This window comes from Achromobacter sp. SIMBA_011, assembly GCF_046535435.1.
GTDB lineage: Bacteria > Pseudomonadota > Gammaproteobacteria > Burkholderiales > Burkholderiaceae_B > Achromobacter > Achromobacter dolens.
The window spans coordinates 322,281-346,137 of the sequence record NZ_JAWRWN010000006.1 but is presented as its reverse complement, the minus strand read 5'-3'; the positions used below and the strand labels follow the sequence as shown (position 1 = coordinate 346,137).

Here is a 23,857-nt window from a genome sequence, read left to right as displayed (position 1 = left end):
GGTCGAGAAGTTCTCGGTCATCAAGACGCTGCAGGCCATCGAGGCCAGCAACGTCGTGCTGCTGATGCTGGACGCGCAGACCGAAATCTCCGAGCAGGACGCCCACATCGCCGGCTTCGTGCTGGAAACCGGGCGCGCCGTGGTCGTGGCCGTCAACAAGTGGGATGGCCTGGACGGCGAGGAAAAGGAACGCATCGAGCGCGAGTTCATGCGCAAGCTGCGCTTCCTGTCGTTCGCTCGCGTGCACACCATTTCGGCCCTGCGCGGCCAGGGCATCAAGCCGCTGCTCAAGTCGGTCAATGCCGCCCACGCCGCGGCCTTCGCCAAGCTGTCCACGCCCAAGCTGACGCGCGAGCTGCAAGCCGCCGTCGAGCAGCAGCCGCCTCCGCGCAAGGGCATCTTCCGTCCCAAGATGCGCTATGCGCACCAGGGCGGGCAGAATCCCCCGCTGGTGGTCATCCACGGCAACGCGCTGGACGCGGTGCCCGATTCGTACCGCCGCTACCTGGAAACCCGTTTCCGCAACGCTTTCGATCTGGCCGGCACGCCGCTGCGGATCGAATTCAAGTCTTCGCACAACCCCTACGCGCAGGAAAGCTGATCCATGAGCCGTTTCTGGAGTCCCGTGGTCGGGACGCTCAGTCCGTATGTGCCGGGCGAGCAGCCCAAGCTTCAGAACCTGGTCAAGCTGAACACCAACGAGCACCCCTACGGGCCGTCGCCCAAGGTGCTCGAGGCGATCCGCGCGGCGTGCGACGACACGCTCAAGCTCTATCCCGATCCGTCGTCCGACCGCCTGCGCCAGGCGGTGGCGACGGCCGTCGGCGTGGCGCCGGCCAGTGTCTTCGTCGGCAACGGTTCGGATGAGGTGCTGGCGCATGCCTTCCTGGCGTTGCTCAAGCACGAGCGTCCCCTGCGTTTTCCGGACATCACCTATAGCTTCTATCCCGTCTACTGCGGCCTGTACGGCATCGACTACGAAACGCTGCCGCTGACGGACGATTTCCGCATCGACGTCGAAGACTACCTGCCTGGCCGTCATGGCCAGGCAGGCGCCATCATTTTCCCCAATCCCAACGCGCCGACCGGCCGTGCGTTGACGCTGGCGGAGATCGAGCGCGTGCTGGCGGGCAATCCGGATTGCGTGGTGGTGGTGGACGAGGCCTACGTCGATTTCGGCGCCGAATCGGCCATTGCGCTGACCGCGCGTTACGACAACCTGCTGGTCATCCAGACCTTGTCCAAATCGCGTTCGCTGGCGGGCCTGCGCGTCGGCTTCGCGGTCGGCAGCCCGGCGCTGATCGACGGCCTGGAACGCGTCAAGAACAGCTTCAATTCCTATCCGGTGGATCGCCTGGCTTCGGCCGGCGCGGTCGCGGCGCTCGAGGATGTCGAGTATTTCGAACGGACCCGCCAGGCGGTGATCCAGACTCGCGTGCGGATGACAGCCGGCCTGGAGGCCCTGGGCTTCGAGGTGCTGCCGTCCAGCGCCAATTTCGTGTTCGCCCGGCACGCCTCGCGCGATGCCGCCGCGCTGGCCGCCGGCCTGCGCGAACGCAGCATCATCGTGCGCCATTTCCGCCTGCCGCGCATCGACCAGTTTCTGCGTATTACAGTGGGCACGGACGAGCAGTGCGAATTGCTCCTGAAAGCGCTCGCCGAGCTCGTCTGAACCCCAGCGCCAGGGCCTTTCCGGCGGAAAACTCTGGTGTCATCTTTTGCATCCGACACAAGTAGCACGGGCCGGGAAAACCCTGTAGAGTACATGCTTCGGCGTGCCCCACCTGTAAAAAGCGCGTCACCACTCAATAACAAACAAATGGAGCCTGGCCAATGAGCAATAAAGGGCAAACTCTGCAAGATCCGTTCCTGAACACGCTGCGCAAGGATCATGTGCCGGTGTCGATCTACCTGGTGAACGGTATCAAGCTTCAAGGGCAAATCGAATCTTTCGACCAATACGTGGTGCTGCTGCGTAACACGGTCACGCAAATGGTCTACAAGCACGCCATTTCCACCGTCGTTCCCGCCCGCGCCGTGAATTTCCAGGTGGAAGTCCCTGCTGAGTAATCTCGCTCCCGCAGTACCTTTTATTGCCCGCCAGGCGTTCCACGTCGGCGGGCATTTTCGCTTTGGCTCCAAAATGGTGCATGTATGCGCGCACTGATCATCAGCGTGGATCTGGGTGATCCCGACTTCGCCGCCCACGCCGAGGAATTCGCCATGCTGGCCAAGGGCGCCGGCGCGGAAATCGTCGGCACGCTCACGGCCCGGCGCGACCGCCCCGACGCCAAGTTCTTCATCGGTTCCGGCAAGGCCGACGAAGGCGTGGGCATGGCCCAGGCGCTGCTGGCCGACATCGTGCTGTTCGACCAGCCGCTGTCGCCGGCCCAGCAGCGCAACCTGGAACGGGTCTTCAACCTGCGCGTGGTGGATCGCGTGGCGTTGATCCTGGATATTTTCGCGCTGCGCGCCAAGAGCCACGAGGGCAAGCTGCAGGTCGAACTGGCCCAGTTGCAGCACCTGGCCACGCGCCTGACCCGCATGTGGAGCCACCTGGAGCGCCAGCGCGGCGGCATCGGCATGCGCGGTCCCGGCGAATCGCAGCTCGAAATGGACCGCCGCATGATCGGCGCCAAGGTCAAGACGCTGCGCGAGCGCCTTGACCGCGTCGAGCGCCAGCGCGTCACGCAGCGGCGCGCGCGGGCGCGCGGCGGCGCATTGTCGGTGTCGCTGGTGGGGTATACCAACGCGGGCAAGTCGACCCTGTTCAATGCCTTGACCCGCGCCGACACCTACGCGGCGGACCAGTTGTTCGCCACGCTCGACACCACGACGCGCCGCATCTGGATTGAAGGGGCGGGCAATGTGGTGGTGTCGGATACGGTGGGCTTCATCCGCGACCTGCCTCACGACCTGATCGCCGCGTTCCGCGCCACGCTCGAGGAGACCGTGCACGCCGATCTGCTGCTGCACGTGGTCGACGCGGCCAGTCCGCAGCGTGACGAGCAGATCTTCGAGGTCAACAAGGTTCTGGCCGAAATCGGGGCTGCCGCGATTCCCACCATTCTGGTATACAACAAGATCGATCGCGCTGGCCTGGAACCCCGGGCGGAGCGCGATGCCCATGGTACGATTGCGCGAGTATTTGTAAGCGCCACCGAGCGCGCCGGTTTGGACGCGTTGCGCGGGGCAATTGCGGAGACCGGACAGATTGTGGGAAACAATGCCTCGAATTATCAAACTCTTCAATCTGAATGACCCCGGTTGGGGTCGTGGAAACAATAATGGCTCCGAGCCGCCGCCCAAGCGGCCCCAAGGCAACGGAGACGGTCCGCCCGACCTCGACGAGGTCTGGCGCGATTTCAATAATCGCATCGGATCGTTATTCGGCCGCAAGGGCGGGGGCGGCAACAACCGCCCGGGTGGCAATCGCGGTGGCATGACGCCGCCGTCGCCGCGTGGCGCGCGCATCGGACTGGGAGTGATCGCCCTGGTCGCGGTCGGCATCTGGGCGGCCAGCGGTTTCTATATCGTCCAGGAAGGCCAGGTCGCGGTCGTCACGCAGTTCGGCAAATACAAGAGCACCTCACAAGCCGGCTTCCAGTGGCGCCTGCCGTACCCCATCCAGAGCCATGAAATGGTCAACGTGTCGCAACTGCGCACGTTCGAAGTCGGTTTCCGTGGCGGCGCCCGCAACAAGGTGCTGCCCGAGGCGTTGATGCTCACGACGGACGAGAACATCGTCGACATGCAGTTCGTCGTGCAGTACCGCCTGCGTGCCGATGGCGCGCCCGACTACCTCTTCATGACGCGCGACCCGGACGATTCCGTGCGCCAGGCGTCTGAAACCGCCATGCGCGAAGTGGTCGGCAAGCAGTCCATGGACTTCGTGCTCTACGAAGGTCGTACCACGGTCGCCACCCAGGTCCAGGCGCTGATGCAGCAGATCCTCGACCGCTACCAGACCGGCGTGCAGGTCAGCACCGTCGCCATTCAGAACGTGCAGCCGCCCGAGCAGGTGCAGGCCGCCTTCGACGATGCCGTCAAGGCGGGCCAGGATCGCGAGCGCCAGATCAACGAAGGCCAGGCCTACGCCAACCAGGTCGTGCCGCTGGCCAGCGGCCAGGCCTCGCGCATGCTGGAGCAGGCCGAAGGCTACCGCGCCAAGGTGACGGGCGACGCGCAGGGTAATACCGCGCGCTTCACCAGCATCCTCGGCGAGTACGAGAAATCCCCGGTGGTCATGCGCCAGCGCATGTATCTGGAGAGCATGCAGGACATCTTCACGCGCGCCAGCAAGGTCATGGTCGACACCAAGAGCAACAACAACATGTTGTATCTGCCCTTGGACAAGATCATGCATCTGGCCGCCCAGGATGCCAGCAAGTCCGCGGTAGGCAACCCCGGATCGCCCGCATTGGTCAGTCCGCCGCTCCAAGCGCCACTGCGTGGCGGCGCGGCGCCGGCGCCGCAACCCTCCGGCAGCAGCAATAGCAACGCGCTGCCCCGCGACCGCCAGTCGCGCTAACCCGGAGGATTCTTGATCATGCAACGTCTTATGCCCATCCTGGTTGGCCTGCTCATCGTGCTGGCCGCCCTTTCTTCCTGCGTGTTCGTGGTGCGCGAGCGCGACTACGCCCTGGTGTTCTCACTGGGTGAAGTGCGCAAGGTCATCAACGAGCCCGGCCTGTACTTCAAGGCGCCGCCGCCATTCCAGAACGTGGTGACGCTGGACAAGCGCATCCTGACGATCGAAACCAACGAAGCCGAGCGCATCCAGACTTCCGAAAAGAAGAACCTGCTGATCGACTCGTACGTCAAGTGGCGCATCGCGGATCCCCGCCTGTACTACGTGACCTTCGGCGGCAACGAACGCGCCGCGCAGGAACGCCTGCAAGCGCAGATCCGCGACGCGCTCAACGCCTCGGTCAACGTGCGCACGGTACGTGACGTGGTCTCGACCGAACGCGACAAGATCATGGCCGAAATCCTGACCAACGTCGCCAAGCGCGCCGAGCCGTTGGGCGTGCAGATCGTCGACGTGCGCCTGCGCCGCATCGAGTTCGCGCCCGAGATCTCGGAATCGGTGTACCGCCGCATGGAAGCCGAACGTACCCGTGTCGCCAACGAGCTGCGCTCGATCGGCGCCGCCGAGGGCGAGAAGATCCGCGCCGAAGCCGACCGCCAGCGCGAAGTGATCGTGGCCCAGGCCTACGCCAAGGCCCAGACGATCATGGGCGAGGGTGACGCCGCGGCCGCCGCGATCTACTCGCAGGCCTACGGCAAGAACCCTCAGTTCTACACGTACTACAAGAGCCTGGAAGCCTATCGCGCTTCGTTCTCGAAGCCGGGCGACGTGCTGGTGGTCGACCCCAGTTCCAGCTTCTTCCAGTTCATGAAGGATCCCACCGGCCAGGCGCTGGCGCCGGTGACCGTGCCCGCCAAGTAAGGCGGCACCGCTTGCGGTATCCCGAAGCCCCTTGGCCTGCGCCAAGGGGCTTTTTCCTGGCGTGCCAGGCACGGTCCGGTGGCCGCCCCCGCAATCGGGGACGGTGTTGCGCCGCTGGCTTTCCCGGCTGGCGCTGCCGCCTGAACCATGTACAATACCCCGTAAGCTAGAAAACATTCCGCAGCGGCTGAGCGGGCTTACGCCCCCTCAGCCGCTTTTTCGTTTGGGCGACGCCCACGCATCTCTAGGCGTTATTCAGGTAAACATTCATGGGTAACTGGTTGCTGCCCGAGAGCCTTGCCGACGTACTTCCGGCAGAGGCCCGGCGCATCGAGGAAGTGCGCCGCGAACTTCTCGATCTGTACCGCACTTACGGTTTCGAGCTGGTCGCGCCGCCGCTGGTCGAATACATTGATTCATTGCTGTCCGGCACCGGCAGCGATCTGGATCTGCGTACCTGCAAGCTGGTGGATCAATTGTCGGGCCGCACGCTGGGCGTTCGCGCCGACATGACGCCCCAGGTCACGCGCATCGACGCGCACTTGTTGAACCGCGCTGGCGTGACCCGCCTGTGCTACTGCGGCAACGTGCTGCATGCCCGCCCGGCGGACCTGCTGTCCAGCCGCGAGCTGCTGCAGATCGGCGCCGAAATCTACGGTCATGCGGGTTTCGAGGCCGACCTCGAAATCATCCAGCTAGTGCTGGAAACGGTGGCCATTGCCGGCGTGCGCAATCCGCGCCTGGTGTTGTGCCATCCGGGCGTGCTGCGCGGCATCGTCGAAGCCGATCCGGCCGCTGCCGCGGTCTCGCAGGACGTCATCCGCCTGATGCGCGAGAAAGACGTGCCGGGCCTGACCGAACTGGCCGCGCGCACCCCCGGCATGCGCGCTGAAACGTTGAAGGCGTTGCAGTTGCTGCCCAAGCTTTATGGCGGTCCCGAGGTGCTGAAGCGGGCCCGCCACGACCTGCCGCTGCTGCCGGGCGTCGTCGCCGCACTGGATGCGCTGCAGGTGCTGGTGGACGGCCAGCCGAACGTCGATTTCGGTGTCGATCTCGCGGACGTGGACGGCTACGGCTACCACTCCGGCGTCAAGTTCGCGCTGTACGCCGAAGGCTGGCGCGACGCGCTGGTGCGCGGCGGCCGCTATGACGACGTCAGTCTGGCGTTCGGGCGCGCCCGTCCGGCCACTGGCTTCAGTCTGGATTTACGCAAGCTGGCGGCGGGTTTGCCGCCGGCGGAACGGGCGCGTGCGGTTCGCGCGCCCTGGGGGCAAGCCCCCGCCCTGGTCGAGGCGGTCCGCCGCCTGCGCCGGTCAGGGGAAATCGTCGTTCAGGTATTGCCCGGTCACGAGCAGGATCAGGACGAATTCGTTTGCGATCGCGAGCTGGCGCTGCAGGATGGCGCCTGGACGGTCAGAACGCTGTGACTAACTCCCTCTCGTTAACGAGAGGGCCGCGGGGAGATTTCCGGATTTCCCGAGAAACTCGATATTGATTCGTAACATGAGCAAGAACGTAGTCGTAATCGGCACCCAGTGGGGTGACGAGGGCAAGGGTAAGATCGTCGACTGGCTGGCGGAATCCGTCCAGGGCGTGGTTCGCTTCCAGGGCGGCCACAACGCCGGCCACACGCTGTGGATCAATGGCAAGAAGACGATTCTTCGCCTGATCCCGTCGGGCATCATGCATCCCGGCGTCACCTGCTTCATCGGCAACGGCGTGGTGCTGTCGCCGGAGGCCCTGCTCAAGGAAATCGAAGAGCTCGAGGCCGCCGGCCTGGACGTGCGCTCGCGTCTGCGCATTTCCGAGATCTGCCCGCTGATCCTGCCGTACCACGTGGCCGTCGACAAGGCCCGCGAAGCGCGCAAGGGCGATGGCAAGATCGGCACGACCGGCCGCGGCATCGGCCCGGCCTACGAAGACAAGGTCGCCCGCCGCGCGCTGCGTGTGCAGGATCTGTTCAACCCCGCGTTGTTCGACGAAAAGCTCGCCGAAGTGCTGGACTACCACAACTTCGTGCTGACCCAGTACCTGGGCGCCGAAGCCGTTTCGGCCAACGAAGTGCGTGATCAGGCCATGGCGCTGGCGCCGGCGATCGCCCCGATGGTCGCGGACGTCTCCAGCACGCTGTTCACCATGCAGCAGGAAGGCAAGCGCCTGCTGTTCGAAGGCGCGCAGGGCGCGCTGCTGGACGTCGATCACGGCACCTATCCGTTCGTCACCAGCAGCAACTGCGTCGCCGGCGCCGCTTCGGCGGGCGCGGGCGTCGGTCCGCAGTCGCTGGACTACGTTCTGGGCATCACCAAGGCCTACACCACGCGCGTCGGCTCGGGCCCGTTCCCCACGGAACTGGTCGACGAGATCGGCACCCGCCTGGCCACCATCGGCAAGGAATTCGGCTCGGTCACCGGCCGTCCGCGCCGCTGCGGCTGGTTCGACGGCGCCGCGCTCAAGCGCTCGGTCCGCCTGAACGGCATCACCGGCCTGTGCATCACCAAGCTGGACGTGCTCGACGGCCTGGAAACCATCCAGTTGGGCGTGGGCTACCGCGTCAACGGTGAATTCCGCGACGTGCTGCCCTACGGCGCCCATGCCGTGGCGCAAGCCCAGCCGGTGCTGGAAGAGCTGCCGGGCTGGAGCGAATCCACCGTCGGCATCACCGAGTACGACAAGCTGCCCGAGGCCGCCCGTCGCTACCTGGAGCGTGTGGCCGAAGTCTGCGGCGTGCCGATCGACCTGGTGTCGACCGGTCCCGACCGCAACGAAACCATCGTGCTGCGTCATCCCCTGAAGGGCTGACATCGGGTTATTATTCGCAAGGCCGCCGCCGGCTCATACCGGCGGCGGCCTTTTCGTATTTTCACGCAGGAGATCCTTGCCTATGAGCGCGCCAACCAATGACGATAGCCATCTGTGGGTGACGTGGGACGACTACAACCGCTTGATCGAGCGCCTGGCCTTGCAGGTGCATCAGTCCGGCTGGGAGTTCGACAAGATTCTGTGCCTGGCGCGTGGCGGTATGCGCGTGGGCGACGTCATGTCCCGTATTTTTGATGTGCCGTTGGGCATTCTGGCGACCAGCAGCTACCGCGAGGCCGCGGGCACCAAACAGGGCGATATGGATATCGCGCAGTTCATCACCATCACGCGCGGCACGCTGTCCGGGCGGGTGTTGCTGGTGGACGACATGGTGGATACCGGCAAGACGTTCATGAAGGTGTACGACCACCTCAAGAGCCAGTTCGCCGACATCACCGAATTGCGCAGCGCCGTGCTGTGGTGGAAGGGGCATTCCCAGGCGCAGCCCGACTATTACGTCGACAAGCTGCCGACCAACCCCTGGATCCATCAGCCGTTCGAGGATTACGACAGCCTGCGTCCGCACCAGCTTGAAGCCTGGATCCGCAAGGGTTCCAAGGGTTGAAATAATATGGGGACGGATAGTCTGGCGATCCCCGCCACCGATGCGCGGCACGACCGTGCGAGGGCAGGGCGCCAGACGGTTCCCCGGGTAGTCAAAATAGCCATGACCATGCTAGAATCGCTGGTTATCGCTAAACCGAACTTGGCTTGTTACTCTTTAGGTAGTCTTTGGGTAACGCAACCGGCCCTGGAGACTTTTGCCAGTCAGCAGCCAGCCGGCCCTAGAGCCAGCCGATTTTAGGACTTTAGCGCTGCAAGGCTCTTGGCGCTGGCGCCTGGAAGCAAAGAGGTCGGCGGGCAGGGAATCCTGTACGCGGGGCTCTTGAACTCTTGGTCCGGACTGCATGCGCGATTACTATTGACGCGTGCATAGTCTGCGGCCTGAGCGTACAGGCGGTTCGCCGTCCGGAACCACGTGGCGTTGCTGGTAAGCAAGCCAGGTTTGTCATCAACTTTTGTTACCCTACAAGCAGGCCAATCACTTTATGCCTATCGTTCGACTGAAGGAAAACGAACCGTTTGAAGCCGCTCTGCGCCGCTTCAAGCGCACCATCGAAAAGACCGGTTTGCTCACCGAACTGCGTTCGCGCGAGTTCTATGAGAAGCCCACGGCCGAGCGCAAGCGCAAGCACGCCGCCGCTGTGAAGCGTCATTACAAGCGCATCCGTAGCCAGCAACTGCCCCCGCGCCTGTATTGATTTCTGATTCCCGAATCTATTGATTCCAGAATCATTCATCCAGGAACTACTCGCCCGGGTCGACGTCGTCGATGTTGTCGGGCGGTACGTGCAGTTGCGAAAGGGTGGGGCCAACTTGCTTGGCCTGTGCCCCTTTCATAACGAAAAAAGTCCGTCGTTCACTGTCAGCCCCACCAAGCAGTTCTATCACTGTTTTGGTTGCGGAGCCCACGGCAGTGCCATCACCTTCCTGATGGAACACACGGGCGCCAGTTTCCCCGAGGCCGTGCGCACGCTCGCGGCTTCGGCGGGAATGACGGTCCCCGAAGAAAATCGCAGTCCCCGCCAGCAGCAGGAAACCGCGCGCCGCAAGGCCGAGGAGTCCCGCCATACGCAGGTGCTGGATGCCGCTCAAGCCCATTACCTGAAGCAGTTGCGCGCGTCGCCCGCCGCGATCCGCTATCTGAAGCAGCGCGGCCTGACCGGCGAGATCGCCGCGCATTTCGGGCTGGGCTGGTCCGGCACGGACCGGCACGGGCTGTCGCAGGTTTTTCCGAATTACGAAGATCCGACCCTGGTGGAGTCGGGCCTGGTCATCGAGTCCGAGGACGGTCGCCGCTACGACCGCTTCCGCGAACGGATCATGTTCCCGATCCGCAATGCGCGCGGCAGCCTGATCGGCTTTGGCGGCCGCATCATCGGCAAGGGCGAGCCCAAGTACCTGAATTCGCCGGAAACCCCGCTGTTTTCCAAGGGTCAGGAACTGTACGGGCTGTGGGAAGCGCGTCAGGCGATCCGCCAGGAAGGTCAAGTCATCGTGGTCGAAGGCTATATGGACGTGGTCGGCCTGGCGCAGCAGGGCATCGCCAATGCCGTCGCCACGCTCGGCACCGCGACCACGCCGGATCACGTCAAGAAGTTGCTGCGTACCAGCGACAAGGTGATCTTCAGCTTCGACGGCGACGGCGCCGGCCGCCGGGCCGCGTGGCGCGCGCTGCAGGCGTGCCTGCCGGTGCTGCGCGACGACATCGCCATCCGCTTCCTGTTCCTGCCGACCGAGCATGACCCGGATTCGTATGTGCGCGAACTGGGCGCCGAAGCGTTCCGCGCCTGCCTGGGCGAGGCGGTGGCGTTGTCGCGCTTCCTGCTGGACGAGCTGGCCTCGCGCCATAACATGGACGAAGCCGAAGGGCGCGCCAGTTGCCTGCATGAGGCCAAGCCCCTTCTGGCGTCGATTCCGGAATGCGCGCTGCGCGTGCAGATCGAACGCGAGATGGCCAAGCTGGTGCAACTGACGCCGGAGGAAATGGCGCAGGTGCTGGCGCAGCAACCCGCCAAGCCGTTCGGCGCGCCGGCCAAGCCGGCCGCGGGCGAGGCGGGCAACGCCGGCGCACCGGCGCCGCAAGAGGGTAGCGTGCCGCACGAAGGCGGCTACGACTTCGCTGGCCACGATTTTCACGACATTCCCGCCGACGATGGCGAGTACGTGGACTATGGCCAATTCTCGTCGCCAGGCGGCGAATCGGGCGGCGGCTGGAGTGGCGGCGGTGGCAAGCAGGACTGGAAAGGCAAGGGCGATTGGAAGGGCAAGAGCGACTGGAAGGGCAAAGGCGACTGGAAAGGCGGCAAGGGCAACTGGAAGGGCAAGCGCGATGACGTCGGCGGCTTCGAAGGGCGCCGCACCATGCCGTCCCTGGCCAAGCGGCTGTTGAGTCTGTTGCTGGCCCATCCGGAACTGGTCGACTCCATGGGCGACCAGCAGCTTGAAGTCATCGACCACGGCCCCCATCTAGGATTGGTAAGGGATCTGATCATGCTGGCCCAATCCAGCGGCGCCCGCCATGTGGGCGCCTTGCTGGAAGCGGCCGAGCCGGACTCGGATCTCGCCACGGTGCTCAAGGGGCTGCGGGTCGACATTTTGTCCCAGGAAGATCTGCCGGATCCGCAAACCGAATGGGACGATGCGCTGCGGCGCATCGAATTCGATTCGGCGAAGGCGGAAATGGCCAAGCTGGCCGCGGCCGGCCTGGCGACCGAGGAGGCGCGCAAGCGCTACCTGGAGCTGTCGAGCCGGATGCTGGTGCTCAAAGGTGCCGGCATACGCTAAATGCGGTAAAATCAAGGGTTTTCCCGCCGCGGCATTGCCGCAAACCGTTGTGTGGCTGTAGTTGTTGGCTGTATTGCGATGAGTCTTCGCTATCGCGCCAGTGTTGGGGCACGGTTGTGCGAAAACGACTGCGCAAGCGGCAGGAAAAAGAACGGCGGACGGAATCTATTTCCGTTGCTGGAATCTAATAGTTTTAGGGTTTGATGGGCAGGTCGGCTGAAGCGATGCCGGGCTGGCGGGCAAGGCGGATACCGGTTGAACGGGTCGGTCTGGGGTGGATGAGCCCCAAGCGCCAGCGCGAAAAAAAGCGGACGTGCGCATCAAATTTGTTACATAGTTAATTACTATAGCTGAGTGGTGAATCACGCAGTTCGGCGGCGGTTATCTTCGCGTCGCGTCTGAGGTTTGGGTGCTGTGTCTATCTAGCTGCCAAGGGCAAGGCCCGCCAGGCAAGCAACGCCTATTTATAGGCAGACAGCCCCCCTCGATGCCGGGAGTCCGCGGCTGGATGAAACCATGCACGCCAGGCGTTCAGCCGGTCACGGACCGCAATGACGCCAGGCGGGCTCGCAAGAGCTTGTGCCGCGAACAACGCAGCCGCAGGGGTTCCGCCGATTCACCAGTTTTACCCGCATGGATGCCGCGATGGGCCTTTGCCCGGCAGCGGTTTCATGCGGTGCACATGCCCGAACGGGTTGCGACGACCACGGAAGCGACTATGACCAAATCCACCGGCAAATCCTCCTCTGCAATTGATGCGACCGACACCCTGGCCACCAAGGCCAAGCGTGTCGTCAGCATGGCGGCGGAAAAAGCGCCCGCCAAGACGGCGGTGAAGGTCGCCAAGCCTGCCGCGAAGACGGCCGCCAAGAAGGCGGCTGCCAAGACGGCGGCGGCAGACAAGCCCGAGAAGGTGACCAAGGCGCGTGCCAAGAAGGCCGAGGACAAGCTCGCCGATCTGGTCGGCAGCGCGCGTCCGGTCCCCAGCGGCCGCCGCCCCGGCCGCCCGGCCAAGAATGCCAACAACGATTCCGACGGTTTCGACGACACCATGGACGGCGAAGGCGAAGTCCTGCCGGATCTGAAGCCGCCCAAGCGTGGCGGCAAGCGCGGCAAGGCCGATCCCAAGGATCTGATTGCCCGCGGCCCCGTCTCGGCCGAAGAATACGAAGCCCGCCGCAACCGCCTCAAGCAGTTGATCAAGCTGGGCAAGGATCGCGGCTACCTGACCTACGGCGAAATCAACGACCATCTGCCTGACGACCTGGTCGACGCCGAAGCCATCGACGGCATCATCAGCACGTTCAGCGACATGGGCATCGCGGTCTACGACCAGGCGCCCGATGCCGAAACGCTGCTGATGAGCGAAAACGCGCCGGTCGCGTCCAACGACGATGACGTCGAAGACGAAGCCGAAGCCGCGCTGACCACCGTGGACTCCGATTTTGGCCGCACCACCGACCCCGTGCGTATGTACATGCGCGAAATGGGCTCGGTGGAGCTGCTGACGCGCGAAGGCGAAATCGAGATTGCCAAGCGCATCGAAGACGGCCTGAAGCACATGGTCATGGCCATCTCGGCCTGCCCGACCACCATCAACGAAATCCTCGCCCACGTCCTGCGCGTGCGTGAAGGCCAGGCGCAGATCGACGAAGTGGTCGACGGCCTGGTCGATCCGGAAGACGGCGAAGAGTACGCCGGCGCCGGTGTCACCGCCGACGAAGACGAGAGCGACGACGGCCCCGCCGGCGGCATGTCCAGCAAGCAGTTGGAAGACCTGCGCGTGAAGGCGCTGGCCAAGTTCGACGAGGTCGGCAAGCAGTTCGACAAGATGCGCCTGTCGTACGAGAAGGACGGCTACAAGTCGGACGTCTACGTGCGCGCGCAAGAGTCGATCCAGAACGAACTGATGGGCATCCGCTTCACCGCCAAGATGGTCGAGAAGCTGGCCGACACGCTGCGCAACCAGGTGGAAGAAGTGCGCCAGCTCGAGCGCGCCGTCCTGCACACGTGTGTGGACCGTGCCGGCATGCCGCGCACGCATTTCATCAAGGTGTTCCCGGGCAACGAAACCAACCTGCAGTGGGTCGTCGACGAAGTGGCCGCGGGCCATCCGTACGCCGAAACGCTGGAGCGCCAGATTCCCGCCGTGCAGGAACTGCAGCAGAAGCTGATCGATCTGCAGACCCGCGTGGTGCTGCCGCTCAAGGACCTCAAGGACGTCAACAAGCGCATGGCCACCGGCGAAGCCAAGGCCCGCAAGGCCAAGCGCGAAATGACCGAGGCCAACCTGCGCCTGGTGATCTCGATCGCCAAGAAGTACACGAACCGCGGCCTGCAGTTCCTGGACCTGATCCAGGAAGGCAACATCGGCCTGATGAAGGCGGTGGACAAGTTCGAGTACCGTCGCGGCTACAAGTTCTCGACCTACGCGACGTGGTGGATCCGTCAGGCCATCACCCGCTCCATCGCCGACCAGGCGCGCACCATCCGTATCCCGGTCCACATGATCGAAACGATCAACAAGATGAACCGGATCAGCCGCCAGATCCTGCAGGAAACCGGCGCCGAGCCGGATCCCGCGACCCTGGCGCAGAAGATGGACATGCCCGAGGACAAGATCCGCAAGATCCTGAAGATCGCCAAGGAACCGATCTCCATGGAAACGCCGATCGGCGACGACGACGATTCGCACCTGGGCGATTTCATCGAGGACACCTCGACCCTCGCGCCTTCGGACGCCGCGCTGCATGGTTCCATGCGCGACGTGGTCAAGGAAGTGCTAGACTCTCTGACCCCGCGGGAGGCCAAGGTGCTGCGCATGCGTTTCGGTATCGAAATGAGCACCGACCAGACCCTGGAAGAAGTGGGCAAGCAGTTCGACGTCACGCGTGAGCGCATCCGCCAAATAGAGGCCAAAGCGCTGCGCAAGCTGCGTCACCCGAGCCGGGCCGACAAGCTGAAGAGCTTCCTGGAAGGGCAATAAGTTTCCTGGGCCTCTAGCTCATGCCTGGTTAGAGCAGCGGACTCATAATCCGTTGGTGCCGAGTTCGACTCTCGGGGGGCCTACCAAAAAATACCCGATAAATCAGGTATTTACAGCCGCCAGCAATGGCGGCTGTTTCGTTTCCAGCTCCGACATTGACGTAATCTTGACGTTCTCAGCGTGGTGGGCGAGGTGCGTCGGGGCAAGGTGGGCGTACTTCTGCACCATCTCGATCCGTTCCCAGCCCCCCAGTTCTTTCAAGACCATCAGTGGCGTGCCGGCCTGAACATGCCATGACGCCCAGGTGTGGCGAAAGTCGTGGAAGCGAAAGCCGGTGATTCCAACCTGCTTGCAAGCACTGGCTAGGATCGAAGAATCGATCTGGCTGATCTGGGCGGGTTCACGTCCAGGCCGCGGGCGCCGGCTGAAGACGAGGATGGGGTGAGTTCCGCGCCGGCGTTGCAGCACAGCCATCGCGTCGGAGTTGAGCGGGACGGCACGCGCCCGCTTGTTCTTGGCACGGCCATGCGTGATCCAGGCGTGACGTTTGCCCATATCGACCTGCGACCAGGATAGGGACAGCACTTCTGTTGCCCGCATCCCGGTAGCCACAGCAAATAGGCTGACTTCGCGCATCCAATCCGTGGACATGGCTTGAATCAGGCGCACGATCACGGCCGGTGGCTCCCAGCGAACGCGTACATCCGGTTCGACGAATTTGCGGAGCTTGGGGGCGCGGTTGAGCCAGCCCCATTCGACACACAGCGACAACACGCGCTGGATGGTAGCAAGATAGCGATTCTTCGCTGCCGCAGTGAGAGGTTTTGCCTTGCGGTGAGCGTGGCTCGTGTGTGTCGGCAGGGCTTGTAGTATGGCCCCGCTTGTTAAAGAGCTGACTGCCGTGCCGCCACCCAGGGCACCACGCCAATATTTGACGTGGCGCACCTTGGTGTCGTAGTCCCGTTGACCTTCCGAAAGCCGGAGCATCTGCAGCGCGGCTTCGTCGAAAGTGTGGGTCGGTTCCTCCCCAAACTTCACTTTTCGCCAAGCTTCAGCCTTCAGTCGGTCGTGGTACTCCTGGGCGGCCTTTTTTTCTGTGGTGCCAGAAGAGCATCTAATTCTCGGGATGCCTGGCGAGCAGATGTCGATCTGCCAAACCCCGGATGCTTTGTCTCTGCGGATTGACATGGTGAATCTCCGTCGACCTGCAGCGATAGCCGGGTCACATTGTTGCTTTTCTGCCCCAGCAGGGCAAGTTGGGATGGCCAGACGCGCCAGGCGCGACCGCCCGGCAGTCTGAAGCCGATCTGTTTTCGGCTGGCGAACACGGTTTGGTAGGACAGTCCCAACCGCTTCGCCGCCTCCCGTAGGGAGATGGCGATTTCTTCGGTCATGCCTCGTCCGCCTTATCGAAGAGGCTTTCCAGGCCGGCTCTTGCTGCCCGGGCGGCCACCGGGTCGCGCCGGCCTGGTGGTCGCGCGGCCCGCGGGCCGTGGCCGCTATTTGCCGCGGCGACCGGGATGTCGCTGCCCTCCAGAGGGCTTGCCGCAGCTATGACTCGCCGCGCGTCGTCCATCGCAGCATTCCACCCGCGCACGTAGACCCGAATTTCCGCGTCCACGTGCTTAGGCAGCAGTAGGCTCCAGACCACATCGTCCTGCTTCGTGACCTGGTTGCGCTTCGTGTGGGCGCCGCAGCCTGGCCATTGGCGCTCGAGTTCCTGGATGAGTAGGGCCCGCCGACGCTGGTTTAGGAGTTCGATGATTGTGATCATGCCTTCCTCTCCGCTTCAGTCGGACGCCCAGCCGTGTTGAGCAGGCTTCGCGCCGCGGCGGCGCCGGCCTTCAGTTGCGGATCCGCCGAGGCGTCCAGAATGCGAGTCGTGATCTCGAGCGCGCTTGCCAGTGTGGCGCAGCGTTCGCGCATGGCAGCCGCCTCCGCTTTGGCCTCGGAGAGTTCTGCTGTGGCCTTGTCGTACAGGCGCGTATACAGCGCGCGGCCGCGCACGGCCGCCGCCAATTGCTCGGTAGGGGTGCGCACCTTACTCATCCTTCACCTCCAGCGAGCCAAAGGTGTGTACAGGTCGGCAGCCTTGGCTCCCTCCATCGCTCAAAAGCAGGGACTCGGGTAAGTAGTGGCCGGGGTTCCGCTGAACCTTTGCTTCGTATTCCTGCGCCCGCCGTGTCACTGCTGGCGAGACATCAGGCCCGATCCAGAGAGCCGCGTCGCTGCGTGCGAGCATGCGGAGCGGCACCGCGTGATATCGGCCCGGCTGTACATGGGGCCAGGGGTTGGCGTGGTTGCGCGGTCCTCCCGTGATCCCGTCCAGGTACGCGAGTTCCGCCGCCAGTGCCTCCTGGTGCTTCTGGCCGCGCGGAGTGAGTGGCATCGGCCGGTCGCATACCTGCGACCAAGCCCACCTATCCGCCAGCACTTCGTTGGCATATTCCATGCGGCACAACGTGTCTGCATAGAGCGGATCTTTCCCGAAATGCTTGAACTGATAGGACAGCGTGCTGTAGTTGTTCGCCTTGTGCCCGATCTCGTGGAACAGCCAGAAGCGATACATCTCGGCATCGGTCAGCTTGCTCAGATCGCACTCGTAGCGATCTTGCCCGCGCCGACGGACCTCGCTCGCATTGATGCTCGAGCAGAGAAGCAGGAAGGGGACTTCGACCAGCGATCCGATCTCGCTGCTGGATGTTGCGTCGATCGCAGCGGGGTCGAGGCCACCGACCAATCCGATGATGCGAGCCGGCTGCTCAAACAGGCGCAGCACCATGCCGTGGGCCTTGGCGATTTCCGCATATTCCCGGTATTGAGCCGGGGTGATGTGCAGGACGGTATCGGTCCGCTTGCTCATTCGGCACCTCCAGCCGTGAGGTGCTCGTTCGCCCAGCGCTGCAGATCACTGCACTTGGAATGCAAGGCCCATGCAGTGAATTGCACCAACCCAAGCAGATTATCGGTGTCATACGCCGACAGCTTCAGGTCATCGGAATCCGGATCCATCATGCTGCATCGAAGCAGGCCAACTAGACTCTCGATGCCGGCTGAGGCGGCATGCGCATCTTCCGCGAAGCTGATGAAAGGAAGGACTTTGCGGTGGCCAGCTTCTTTGGTGATGCTTGGGCCAAAGACGAAATGCTGGGTGTCAATGGGGGCCGACGTTGACGATTCGTTGACGGTCAACGATGCTTTTGCTACATTGCAGGGATGAGAAATCCCCTCCGCGCCTTGCGGGCGGATATCTTTCTTGGACATATTGGCCTCCTAAGCCGTCCAGATTGAGGGCCGCAGCTCCACTGCGGTACTTCGCTCAAAAGCCCTGATCGCTCCACGGTCGGGGCTTTGTTTTGCGTAAGGAAACTGAATAATGAGGCACACCTAAGATCGAGTCAATAGGTGTACCTAATATTGGCTGGGCGCTTGATGGACCGCCTTCTGGGATTTTTGAGCGGATTGATGTGCCTCGGGGCCGCTGGTGAACGTTCTGGGCGCATGCCGGCTCGCGACATGACATCCATAGTGAGCTGAACTGCGTTGCAAATTTTTTGTGACCATGCTGCAGCGTAATGCCTACCTAACGGCCTTGGCATCTGATTAGCTGGCAAGTGGTACAGGCGCCGTGCGGAATGTACGTTTAGCTAGCTTGGTGAACAGTCTTTTTTAAGGCTGCAATGGTGTCTCGGACGGTACGAAAAGGCAGTGGCACGACTTTCATGCCTAACTCGGCTACTTTCTCGTTGCTCAAGTTCTTGAACTCTTCGTAGTTAGCCATGTACCAGTCCGAAAGCTCAGTTTTCAGTTGCTTAACTTCCTGGTGTTTCTTGTTTTGACGGGCAGCTTGGCGTGCTCGGTCCGACAACGTCGTCTTGACTGTGGCCGCCACGGAGGCCCGATGCGAGCATGTGGATTCGATATGCTCAGAGGTGCATACCGCGTCCATTGCCTCAATAGCCAGATCCATGACAACGGATAGGCGCCACAGGTGATGCTCGCTTCCAATGGGAATCTTTGTCTCAACTAGCTCTGTACCGCCGTCGTCTGTGTTTGTCACCGATAATTGGCGCAGTCGAAGCAATCTCGCAGCTTCGTCCAACTTCCAGAGGGCAAAGACTGCGTACATCTCTTGTTCGGTCGCATTCTTCATCTCACGCCATTCCCAGTCGTCGACGTCGAAAGCGGCCTTAAACAACTCCAGATCAGTGTATTCCTCGTCTATCGGAGGAAAGCCGATCGAAGTCGCGTCGCCGTCAAATTCCAATCTGTAACCGTTCGCGCTGAAGAGCTTTCGATACTCAAAATACTCATCCGGCGCGTAGAAGGTTTCGCCGCGGCTCTCCCGCCACTCAACGTCTAGAATTAAGTCCCGAAGTTCATCGACCCTGCGGGCTACGTTCTGCTCCCGCTCTTCCTCCAGCCTCTCGGTCTGCCACGCGATGATGGCCTGGATATCTCCGACTCCATTCCGAAGCTCGTCTAGCTTCCGCCCTGGCACGAGATGGTGTCTAGCGCGACGAGCAATGTCGCTCAGCCTTGCCTGCCCGTAAAAGGTGCCGTGGAGAGGATTGAAGTACTTAAAGACATCAACGAGATCGATGAGAGCCATGTCGTCGGTTGTGCGGGCTTCCGTTCAGCGGCTGAGCGTATCGGGCGATAGCCGAGACGCCAACCGTCGATATACCATCTGAGCCTTGGTCATTCGTGGCGCGCTTGAGGTGAGGTGTCTTCGTTAGAGCGTGAGCGTGCCTCCCATGCCTCGATCTCGGCTAGGACACGGCCTTCAATCAACCCTTTTATGTAGTCTGGCAATTGGGCGTATCGCCCAGGGCTGATGGAGCGGAACGGCCATGATTCCTCCGGCTTGGGGAGAGGGGTGGGGCCAGAAGTTCGCAAGCGGGGGCCAGAGCCTTCTGCCAGCCATAAGTCGTTGACGCCTAGAACCGAGGCCGCCTTGACCAAGCTCACGCCCTTAAGGGTCCGCGTCTTGCCCGATAGCCAATTGTTTACCGACGGCGCGCTGACGCCTGTGGCGCGGGCTAGGTCCAGTTGGCGTACGCCGGCGTCGGCCATAGCGGCCTTCAAGCGGTCTGCGAGAGTATTCATAGACGCAATCCTATTCGGAAAGAAATTAGGTGTGTTGTTGACTTTAAATTAGGAGTACCTAATAATAAGTCAATGCGACTTAAACACAACGACTCCGCGCTCATTGACCGCCTAGGCGGCACAACTGCCGTTGCTCGCCTCTGTGAAGTGAGGCCTCCGTCGGTGTCCCAGTGGCGATATGAGGGGATTCCTCGAGCTCGGCTGCAGTTTCTGCGGCTTGCTTGTCCCGCCGCATTCGGCGCCGCGGACCCTGTTGTGCCCCTCACCCTGGGGGGCGTCCATGCCTAACGCCGAAACCACCCTTGTGCTGCGCTTTGACAGTGCCCAGGCTGACCAAGCCCTGGGCACTTTGAGGCACCGTCTACTTGAAGAATTTCCCGAGGCTTCGCTTGAGTTGGTCAGCGATCTGCTTCTTTGCGCTCTCGATAGCGGAGCCATACGTACCGGCAGCTCCGCATCCCTTGCAGGTGATGGTGTCGGTGGTCTTGAGATTTGCCTGGACACCGCCCGGGTAGTCGAATTCCTTGCTTCCACACTTCGCGCAGGACAGGGTAATCGTGTCGCTCATGGTCAGCCCCTTTCGGAATTGATTGATGTTGAGGAACGCCAATCATATCCGGCTGGGGCTGGCCGCCTCATTTCTTGCCGCCACGTTCCCGGCGACACCCGGACGCCGCCGGCGCCTGGTGCCGTCCGCATCGGCCCCGAGGACGTGTAGCCATGGATACCGCCGTCCTCTCTCTGGTCTTGTTCGCCTCTATCACGTGGGCGCTGGCCCTGGCCATTGGGGGCGGCATCGGCCTTTGGCTGCTGTGGCGCCGCCGCGCGATGCGCAAGTGGATCGCAGCTTTCGATCGAGGCCTGGAGCGCGAAGAGCGCATCCGGGCCGACTTTCAACGCCGCCACCGGTTCAGGCCGTAGGCGGATAACGGTGTGCACGCGCCCGGGTAGCTCCCGAAAGCCGGACTCCTCCACCCGGCCCGGCGCTGTGCCTTCATGTGGAGAAGAAAGGAATGGACACGGAGATGAACAAGAGCTTCGACTTCATCGTGGGCGATTGCGGGCAGGTCTATCAAGAAGTGGGTAAAGAGTCGCAGATATCGCTGACGTTTTTGCCGTACCTAGTGGATATCGATGGGCGGAATTTCGAGGACGAGCCTGCCATACGGGATGCCATGGTGGTCAACATCGGCCCGATTACGCCAGAGCAAGCCTATTTGCTCGGGAAATCCTTGCTGCTTGCCGCTAAGGCAAACGGCGTGAGCGAATAGGCGAACACCGAATGGCAACAGATGCACGTCTTGCCGTGGGCTTGGCCACGCACCCGAAGACCAAGAAGCTGGTCCGCCGTCTGGGCGGGGATGGCGCATGGCGCCTGGTCTGCCTGTTCCTCTGGTGCGCTGCCAATAGGCACGATGGGAACCTGACGGGCCTGTCCGATGAAGATATCGAGCTTGCCGTCGACTGGGCCGGGGGCGAAGGGGAACTCGTCGCCACGCTCCGCGATGTCGGCTTTCTGGATGGCGACGAATACTGCCGGACCCTTCACGACTGGGAAGAACACAACCCCTGGGTCGCCGGTTCCGAAGCGCGCAGCGAGAAGGCACGCTGGGCTGCATTGTGCAAGAAATACGGCCGCAAGGAGGCTGCCAGGCGCATGCCCGAGTATGCCGAACGCATCGGGAGCGTAAGCGGCGAGGATTCTCCCGAGTGCCAAGCGCAAGCCGCTGGCACTTCTGCCGCAGTGCTAGAAAGTGCCAATAGTGTGCCTGTGGTGGTGCCCGAAAGTGCCAGTAGCATGCCACTAGCAGAATCTGGCACTGCCCCGTCTCCGTCTCCGTCTCCGTCTCCGTCTCCGTCTCCGTCTCCAAAAGATCAACCCACTTTGTCGGCTGGCGCCGACCCTGGGGCGCCCGCTGTCGCCCTGGAATCACCGGCGGCGCCCAAGCAAGACCCGGTCCAGGAGCTTTTCGCCTACTGGCAGGAGGTCATGCAATCGCCGCGTTCGGTGCTGGACGACAAACGGCGCAGGGCGATCAGGACCGCGTTGAAGAACGGCCATAGCCCCGATGATCTGCGGCGCGCCATCCGTGGCTGCAGCAAGACGCCACACAACATGGGCCAGAACGACAGGCGGGAGAAGTACAACGGGATCGAGCTGATTCTGCGGTCTGCGGACCAGATCGACCGGTTCATCGCCAACGACACGGGCGAAGATTCTCCGGGGGCGGTTGATCGCGTGTCGGTGCTGGCTGCCCTCCAGGAGCGATACCCGGGCGCGAGTGTGACGCAACTGGACAGCGGCCGCTACCGCGTCGGAAATCGCTTCTTCGGCGCCGACGGCAACCCGGAGCCTGTGCTGTGAAGACCTTCAACGACTTCGGCATCGACCTGCGCGGCCGCACCGGCGTGGAGGTGAAAACCACCTGCCCGCGCTGCTCGCCGTCGCGTCGGAAAAAGAACTACCCATGCCTGTCGGTGAACACCGAGAAGGGCTTGTGGAACTGCCATCACTGCGGCTGGGGCGGGTCGCTGGGCCACGGCGAAGAACGCCGGCCCGAGGCGCCGAAGATCTACCGCAAGCCCGACTACGTGGTGAACCGCACCGATCTGCCCCAAGCCGTCGTGGACTACTTCGCTGGGCGCGGGATCAGCCAGGGAACGCTGCTGCGCAACTGCATCGGCTACGGCCAGCAGTACTTCCCCCAGGTCGAGGAGGAGCGCACCTGCGTCATGTTCCCGTACCTGGACGGCGACGAGGTGATCAACGTCAAGTACCGCACCGGTGACAAGCTGTTCCGGCTGGCCACCGGGGCGCAGCGCGTGCTGTACGGACTGAACGACGTCGACGCCGTGCTGATCTGGGTCGAGGGCGAAATGGACAAACTGTCGGTGGAGGAGGGCGGCTTCAAGAACTGCGTTTCCGTGCCCGATGGCGCCCCGACACCGGACACCAAGAACTACGACAGCAAGTTCGACTTCCTGGACAGCGAGCGGCTTGCCAATGTGCGAGAACACATCATCGCCGTGGACAACGACGCGCCAGGCCGCCGCCTGCAGGAAGAACTCGTCCGCCGCCTGGGCCGCGACAAGTGCCAGATCGTGACCTGGCCGGAGGGCTGCAAGGATTCCAACGACGTACTGGTCAAGCACGGCCCGGACGTGTTGCAAAAGTGCATCGAAGACGCGAAGCCGGTGCCGATCGAGGGCACCTTCTCGGTGACGGACTTCCGCTCGCAAATCCTGCGCCGCTATGAAGGCGAAACGACGCGAGGCACCCCGACCGGGTGGAGTTGCATGGATGGGCACTACACCGTCTTGCCCGGCGAGTGGACCCTTGTGACCGGCATTCCCGGACACGGTAAGTCTGAATGGCTTGACGCGCTGGCGGTGCATCTCGCGGACAAACAGGGGTGGAATTTCGGGGTTTTCTCCCCCGAGAACTTTCCCGCCGACTACCACAGCGAAAAGCTGATGGAAAAGTTCATCGGCAAGCCGTTCGCCCCGGGCCCGAGCGAGCGCATGAGCGTGGCCGATCTCGACCGGGCCATGGACTTTCTGGAGGACCACTTCACCTTCATGATGCCGGAGACCCCCAGCCTAGACGCGCTGCTGGAGCAGGCGAGCCGCCTTGTCACCCGGAGGGGCATTCGCGGCTTGATCATGGATCCATGGAACGAGATCGAACACGGGCGCGCAGCCGGCCAGACGGAGACCGAGTACATCTCCCTGGCCTTGTCGCAGATCCGCAAGTTCTGCCGGGCGCACGACGTACATGCCTGGGTGGTGGCGCATCCCGCGAAGCTCTACAAGGACAAGGACTCGGGTGATTACCCCATTCCGACGCCTTACGACGTTTCGGGTTCGGCGCACTGGCGCAACAAGGCCGATAACTGCATCACGGTCTACCGGCACGTCAAGGACGAGAACAAGCCGGTGGAGATCCATGTCCAGAAGATCCGCAAGAAGTTTGTCGGCCGGGTGGGCATGGTCGAGTTGCACTATGACCGCGTGACGGGCCGGTATCAGGACTACGCGCATTTCAGTCGCGCGCCCATCTACTCGATGCAGAACCGGGGGGCGGCGTAATGGCGACCCGGCCC

24 protein-coding genes and 1 tRNA gene are annotated in these 23,857 nt (G+C 62.8%); 17 read left to right on the top strand and 8 right to left on the bottom strand.

The window, feature by feature from the left end:
* The 13 genes from SB816_RS21695 to SB816_RS21635 form a co-directional block, all read left to right on the top strand.
* A partial coding sequence (locus SB816_RS21695; RefSeq protein WP_410547544.1) for a GTP-binding protein occupies window positions 1–601 on the top strand: 601 nt, incomplete at its 5' end.
* 3 nt (window positions 602–604) lie between these two features.
* A complete protein-coding gene (hisC, locus tag SB816_RS21690) occupies window positions 605–1,672 on the top strand; it encodes a histidinol-phosphate transaminase (RefSeq protein ID WP_054503917.1) in 1,068 nt (355 codons plus the stop codon).
* A gap of 161 nt (window positions 1,673–1,833) precedes the next feature.
* The gene (gene hfq / locus SB816_RS21685) at window positions 1,834–2,070 is read left to right on the top strand and encodes an RNA chaperone Hfq (protein ID WP_006218585.1); all 237 of its coding nucleotides are present in this window, start codon (window positions 1,834–1,836) and stop codon (window positions 2,068–2,070) included.
* An 84-nt stretch (window positions 2,071–2,154) separates the two neighbouring features.
* Entirely contained in the window at window positions 2,155–3,261 is a 1,107-nt protein-coding gene (gene hflX / locus SB816_RS21680) for a GTPase HflX (RefSeq protein ID WP_054503916.1), read from the top strand.
* The gene (gene hflK, locus SB816_RS21675) at window positions 3,227–4,531 is read left to right on the top strand and encodes an FtsH protease activity modulator HflK (protein WP_064523207.1); all 1,305 of its coding nucleotides are present in this window, start codon (window positions 3,227–3,229) and stop codon (window positions 4,529–4,531) included. The genes hflX and hflK overlap by 35 nt, the downstream gene beginning before the upstream one ends.
* A gap of 18 nt (window positions 4,532–4,549) precedes the next feature.
* Entirely contained in the window at window positions 4,550–5,452 is a 903-nt protein-coding gene (gene hflC, locus SB816_RS21670; RefSeq protein WP_064523210.1) for a protease modulator HflC, read from the top strand.
* Window positions 5,453–5,721: 269 nt separating this feature from the next.
* The gene (locus tag SB816_RS21665; RefSeq protein WP_054503914.1) at window positions 5,722–6,879 is read left to right on the top strand and encodes an ATP phosphoribosyltransferase regulatory subunit; all 1,158 of its coding nucleotides are present in this window, start codon (window positions 5,722–5,724) and stop codon (window positions 6,877–6,879) included.
* 76 nt (window positions 6,880–6,955) lie between these two features.
* A complete protein-coding gene (locus SB816_RS21660; protein ID WP_049075168.1) occupies window positions 6,956–8,251 on the top strand; it encodes an adenylosuccinate synthase in 1,296 nt (431 codons plus the stop codon).
* A gap of 82 nt (window positions 8,252–8,333) precedes the next feature.
* On the top strand, window positions 8,334–8,876 hold the full coding sequence (locus SB816_RS21655) for a phosphoribosyltransferase (RefSeq protein ID WP_025135229.1): 543 nt from the start codon (window positions 8,334–8,336) through the stop codon (window positions 8,874–8,876).
* A gap of 484 nt (window positions 8,877–9,360) precedes the next feature.
* A complete protein-coding gene (gene rpsU / locus SB816_RS21650; RefSeq protein ID WP_006218592.1) occupies window positions 9,361–9,573 on the top strand; it encodes a 30S ribosomal protein S21 in 213 nt (70 codons plus the stop codon).
* A 19-nt stretch (window positions 9,574–9,592) separates the two neighbouring features.
* Window positions 9,593–11,659 carry a DNA primase gene (gene dnaG, locus SB816_RS21645; protein ID WP_064523213.1) on the top strand — a complete coding sequence of 689 codons (2,067 nt, stop codon included), beginning with the start codon at window positions 9,593–9,595 and terminating at the stop codon, window positions 11,657–11,659.
* 718 nt (window positions 11,660–12,377) lie between these two features.
* Entirely contained in the window at window positions 12,378–14,645 is a 2,268-nt protein-coding gene (gene rpoD, locus SB816_RS21640) for an RNA polymerase sigma factor RpoD (protein ID WP_064523216.1), read from the top strand.
* A 7-nt stretch (window positions 14,646–14,652) separates the two neighbouring features.
* Window positions 14,653–14,731 (top strand) — tRNA-Ile (locus SB816_RS21635).
* 16 nt (window positions 14,732–14,747) lie between these two features.
* Here SB816_RS21635 and SB816_RS21630 read toward each other — a convergent pair.
* From SB816_RS21630 to SB816_RS21595, 8 genes are all read right to left on the bottom strand, one after another.
* Window positions 14,748–15,833 carry a tyrosine-type recombinase/integrase gene (locus tag SB816_RS21630; RefSeq protein WP_410547543.1) on the bottom strand — a complete coding sequence of 362 codons (1,086 nt, stop codon included), beginning with the start codon at window positions 15,831–15,833 and terminating at the stop codon, window positions 14,748–14,750.
* A 202-nt stretch (window positions 15,834–16,035) separates the two neighbouring features.
* Window positions 16,036–16,419: a hypothetical protein gene (locus SB816_RS21625; RefSeq protein ID WP_410547542.1), complete on the bottom strand. Its 384-nt coding sequence runs from the start codon at window positions 16,417–16,419 to the stop codon at window positions 16,036–16,038.
* The gene (locus SB816_RS21620) at window positions 16,416–16,694 is read right to left on the bottom strand and encodes a hypothetical protein (protein WP_410547541.1); all 279 of its coding nucleotides are present in this window, start codon (window positions 16,692–16,694) and stop codon (window positions 16,416–16,418) included. The genes SB816_RS21625 and SB816_RS21620 overlap by 4 nt, the downstream gene beginning before the upstream one ends.
* A complete protein-coding gene (locus SB816_RS21615) occupies window positions 16,687–17,508 on the bottom strand; it encodes a hypothetical protein (RefSeq protein WP_410547540.1) in 822 nt (273 codons plus the stop codon). The genes SB816_RS21620 and SB816_RS21615 overlap by 8 nt, the downstream gene beginning before the upstream one ends.
* Window positions 17,505–17,909, bottom strand: coding sequence for a hypothetical protein (locus SB816_RS21610; RefSeq protein ID WP_410547539.1), 405 nt, complete (start codon window positions 17,907–17,909; stop codon window positions 17,505–17,507). The genes SB816_RS21615 and SB816_RS21610 overlap by 4 nt, the downstream gene beginning before the upstream one ends.
* 379 nt (window positions 17,910–18,288) lie before the next feature.
* Window positions 18,289–19,257: a hypothetical protein gene (locus tag SB816_RS21605; protein WP_410547538.1), complete on the bottom strand. Its 969-nt coding sequence runs from the start codon at window positions 19,255–19,257 to the stop codon at window positions 18,289–18,291.
* 89 nt (window positions 19,258–19,346) lie between these two features.
* Window positions 19,347–19,754, bottom strand: coding sequence for a helix-turn-helix domain-containing protein (locus SB816_RS21600; protein WP_410547537.1), 408 nt, complete (start codon window positions 19,752–19,754; stop codon window positions 19,347–19,349).
* A gap of 361 nt (window positions 19,755–20,115) precedes the next feature.
* Window positions 20,116–20,322 (bottom strand): ECs_2282 family putative zinc-binding protein, encoded by a 207-nt coding sequence (locus SB816_RS21595; protein ID WP_175144014.1) that lies wholly within the window; start codon window positions 20,320–20,322, stop codon window positions 20,116–20,118.
* 152 nt (window positions 20,323–20,474) lie between these two features.
* Between SB816_RS21595 and SB816_RS21590 the strand changes: the two genes are divergently transcribed.
* The 4 genes from SB816_RS21590 (at window position 20,475) to SB816_RS21575 (ending at window position 23,843) form a co-directional block, all read left to right on the top strand.
* Window positions 20,475–20,675: a hypothetical protein gene (locus SB816_RS21590; protein WP_410547536.1), complete on the top strand. Its 201-nt coding sequence runs from the start codon at window positions 20,475–20,477 to the stop codon at window positions 20,673–20,675.
* Window positions 20,676–20,779: 104 nt separating this feature from the next.
* Complete coding sequence (locus SB816_RS21585) at window positions 20,780–21,025, top strand: hypothetical protein (RefSeq protein WP_155873500.1); 246 nt, start codon at window positions 20,780–20,782, stop codon at window positions 21,023–21,025.
* A gap of 11 nt (window positions 21,026–21,036) precedes the next feature.
* The gene (locus tag SB816_RS21580; protein ID WP_410547535.1) at window positions 21,037–22,119 is read left to right on the top strand and encodes a hypothetical protein; all 1,083 of its coding nucleotides are present in this window, start codon (window positions 21,037–21,039) and stop codon (window positions 22,117–22,119) included.
* Window positions 22,116–23,843 carry a toprim domain-containing protein gene (locus tag SB816_RS21575; protein ID WP_410547534.1) on the top strand — a complete coding sequence of 576 codons (1,728 nt, stop codon included), beginning with the start codon at window positions 22,116–22,118 and terminating at the stop codon, window positions 23,841–23,843. Before SB816_RS21580 ends, SB816_RS21575 begins: the two co-directional genes overlap by 4 nt.
* The last annotated feature ends 14 nt before the right edge of the window (window positions 23,844–23,857 follow it).

What these genes read in the sequence shown, in the direction of transcription:
- hisC (WP_054503917.1), top strand. Translation starts at nt 605, where the DNA reads ATGAGCCGTTTCTGGAGTCCCGTGGTCGGGACGCTCAGTCCGTATGTG.
- hfq (WP_006218585.1), top strand. Translation starts at nt 1,834, where the DNA reads ATGAGCAATAAAGGGCAAACTCTGCAAGATCCGTTCCTGAACACGCTG.
- hflX (WP_054503916.1), top strand. Translation starts at nt 2,155, where the DNA reads ATGCGCGCACTGATCATCAGCGTGGATCTGGGTGATCCCGACTTCGCC.
- hflK (WP_064523207.1), top strand. Translation starts at nt 3,227, where the DNA reads ATGCCTCGAATTATCAAACTCTTCAATCTGAATGACCCCGGTTGGGGT.
- hflC (WP_064523210.1), top strand. Translation starts at nt 4,550, where the DNA reads ATGCAACGTCTTATGCCCATCCTGGTTGGCCTGCTCATCGTGCTGGCC.
- SB816_RS21665 (WP_054503914.1), top strand. Translation starts at nt 5,722, where the DNA reads ATGGGTAACTGGTTGCTGCCCGAGAGCCTTGCCGACGTACTTCCGGCA.
- SB816_RS21660 (WP_049075168.1), top strand. Translation starts at nt 6,956, where the DNA reads ATGAGCAAGAACGTAGTCGTAATCGGCACCCAGTGGGGTGACGAGGGC.
- SB816_RS21655 (WP_025135229.1), top strand. Translation starts at nt 8,334, where the DNA reads ATGAGCGCGCCAACCAATGACGATAGCCATCTGTGGGTGACGTGGGAC.
- rpsU (WP_006218592.1), top strand. Translation starts at nt 9,361, where the DNA reads ATGCCTATCGTTCGACTGAAGGAAAACGAACCGTTTGAAGCCGCTCTG.
- rpoD (WP_064523216.1), top strand. Translation starts at nt 12,378, where the DNA reads ATGACCAAATCCACCGGCAAATCCTCCTCTGCAATTGATGCGACCGAC.
- SB816_RS21630 (WP_410547543.1), bottom strand. Translation starts at nt 15,833, where the DNA reads ATGTCAATCCGCAGAGACAAAGCATCCGGGGTTTGGCAGATCGACATC.
- SB816_RS21625 (WP_410547542.1), bottom strand. Translation starts at nt 16,419, where the DNA reads ATGATCACAATCATCGAACTCCTAAACCAGCGTCGGCGGGCCCTACTC.
- SB816_RS21620 (WP_410547541.1), bottom strand. Translation starts at nt 16,694, where the DNA reads ATGAGTAAGGTGCGCACCCCTACCGAGCAATTGGCGGCGGCCGTGCGC.
- SB816_RS21615 (WP_410547540.1), bottom strand. Translation starts at nt 17,508, where the DNA reads ATGAGCAAGCGGACCGATACCGTCCTGCACATCACCCCGGCTCAATAC.
- SB816_RS21610 (WP_410547539.1), bottom strand. Translation starts at nt 17,909, where the DNA reads ATGTCCAAGAAAGATATCCGCCCGCAAGGCGCGGAGGGGATTTCTCAT.
- SB816_RS21605 (WP_410547538.1), bottom strand. Translation starts at nt 19,257, where the DNA reads ATGGCTCTCATCGATCTCGTTGATGTCTTTAAGTACTTCAATCCTCTC.
- SB816_RS21600 (WP_410547537.1), bottom strand. Translation starts at nt 19,754, where the DNA reads ATGAATACTCTCGCAGACCGCTTGAAGGCCGCTATGGCCGACGCCGGC.
- SB816_RS21595 (WP_175144014.1), bottom strand. Translation starts at nt 20,322, where the DNA reads ATGAGCGACACGATTACCCTGTCCTGCGCGAAGTGTGGAAGCAAGGAA.
- SB816_RS21590 (WP_410547536.1), top strand. Translation starts at nt 20,475, where the DNA reads ATGGATACCGCCGTCCTCTCTCTGGTCTTGTTCGCCTCTATCACGTGG.
- SB816_RS21585 (WP_155873500.1), top strand. Translation starts at nt 20,780, where the DNA reads ATGAACAAGAGCTTCGACTTCATCGTGGGCGATTGCGGGCAGGTCTAT.
- SB816_RS21580 (WP_410547535.1), top strand. Translation starts at nt 21,037, where the DNA reads ATGGCAACAGATGCACGTCTTGCCGTGGGCTTGGCCACGCACCCGAAG.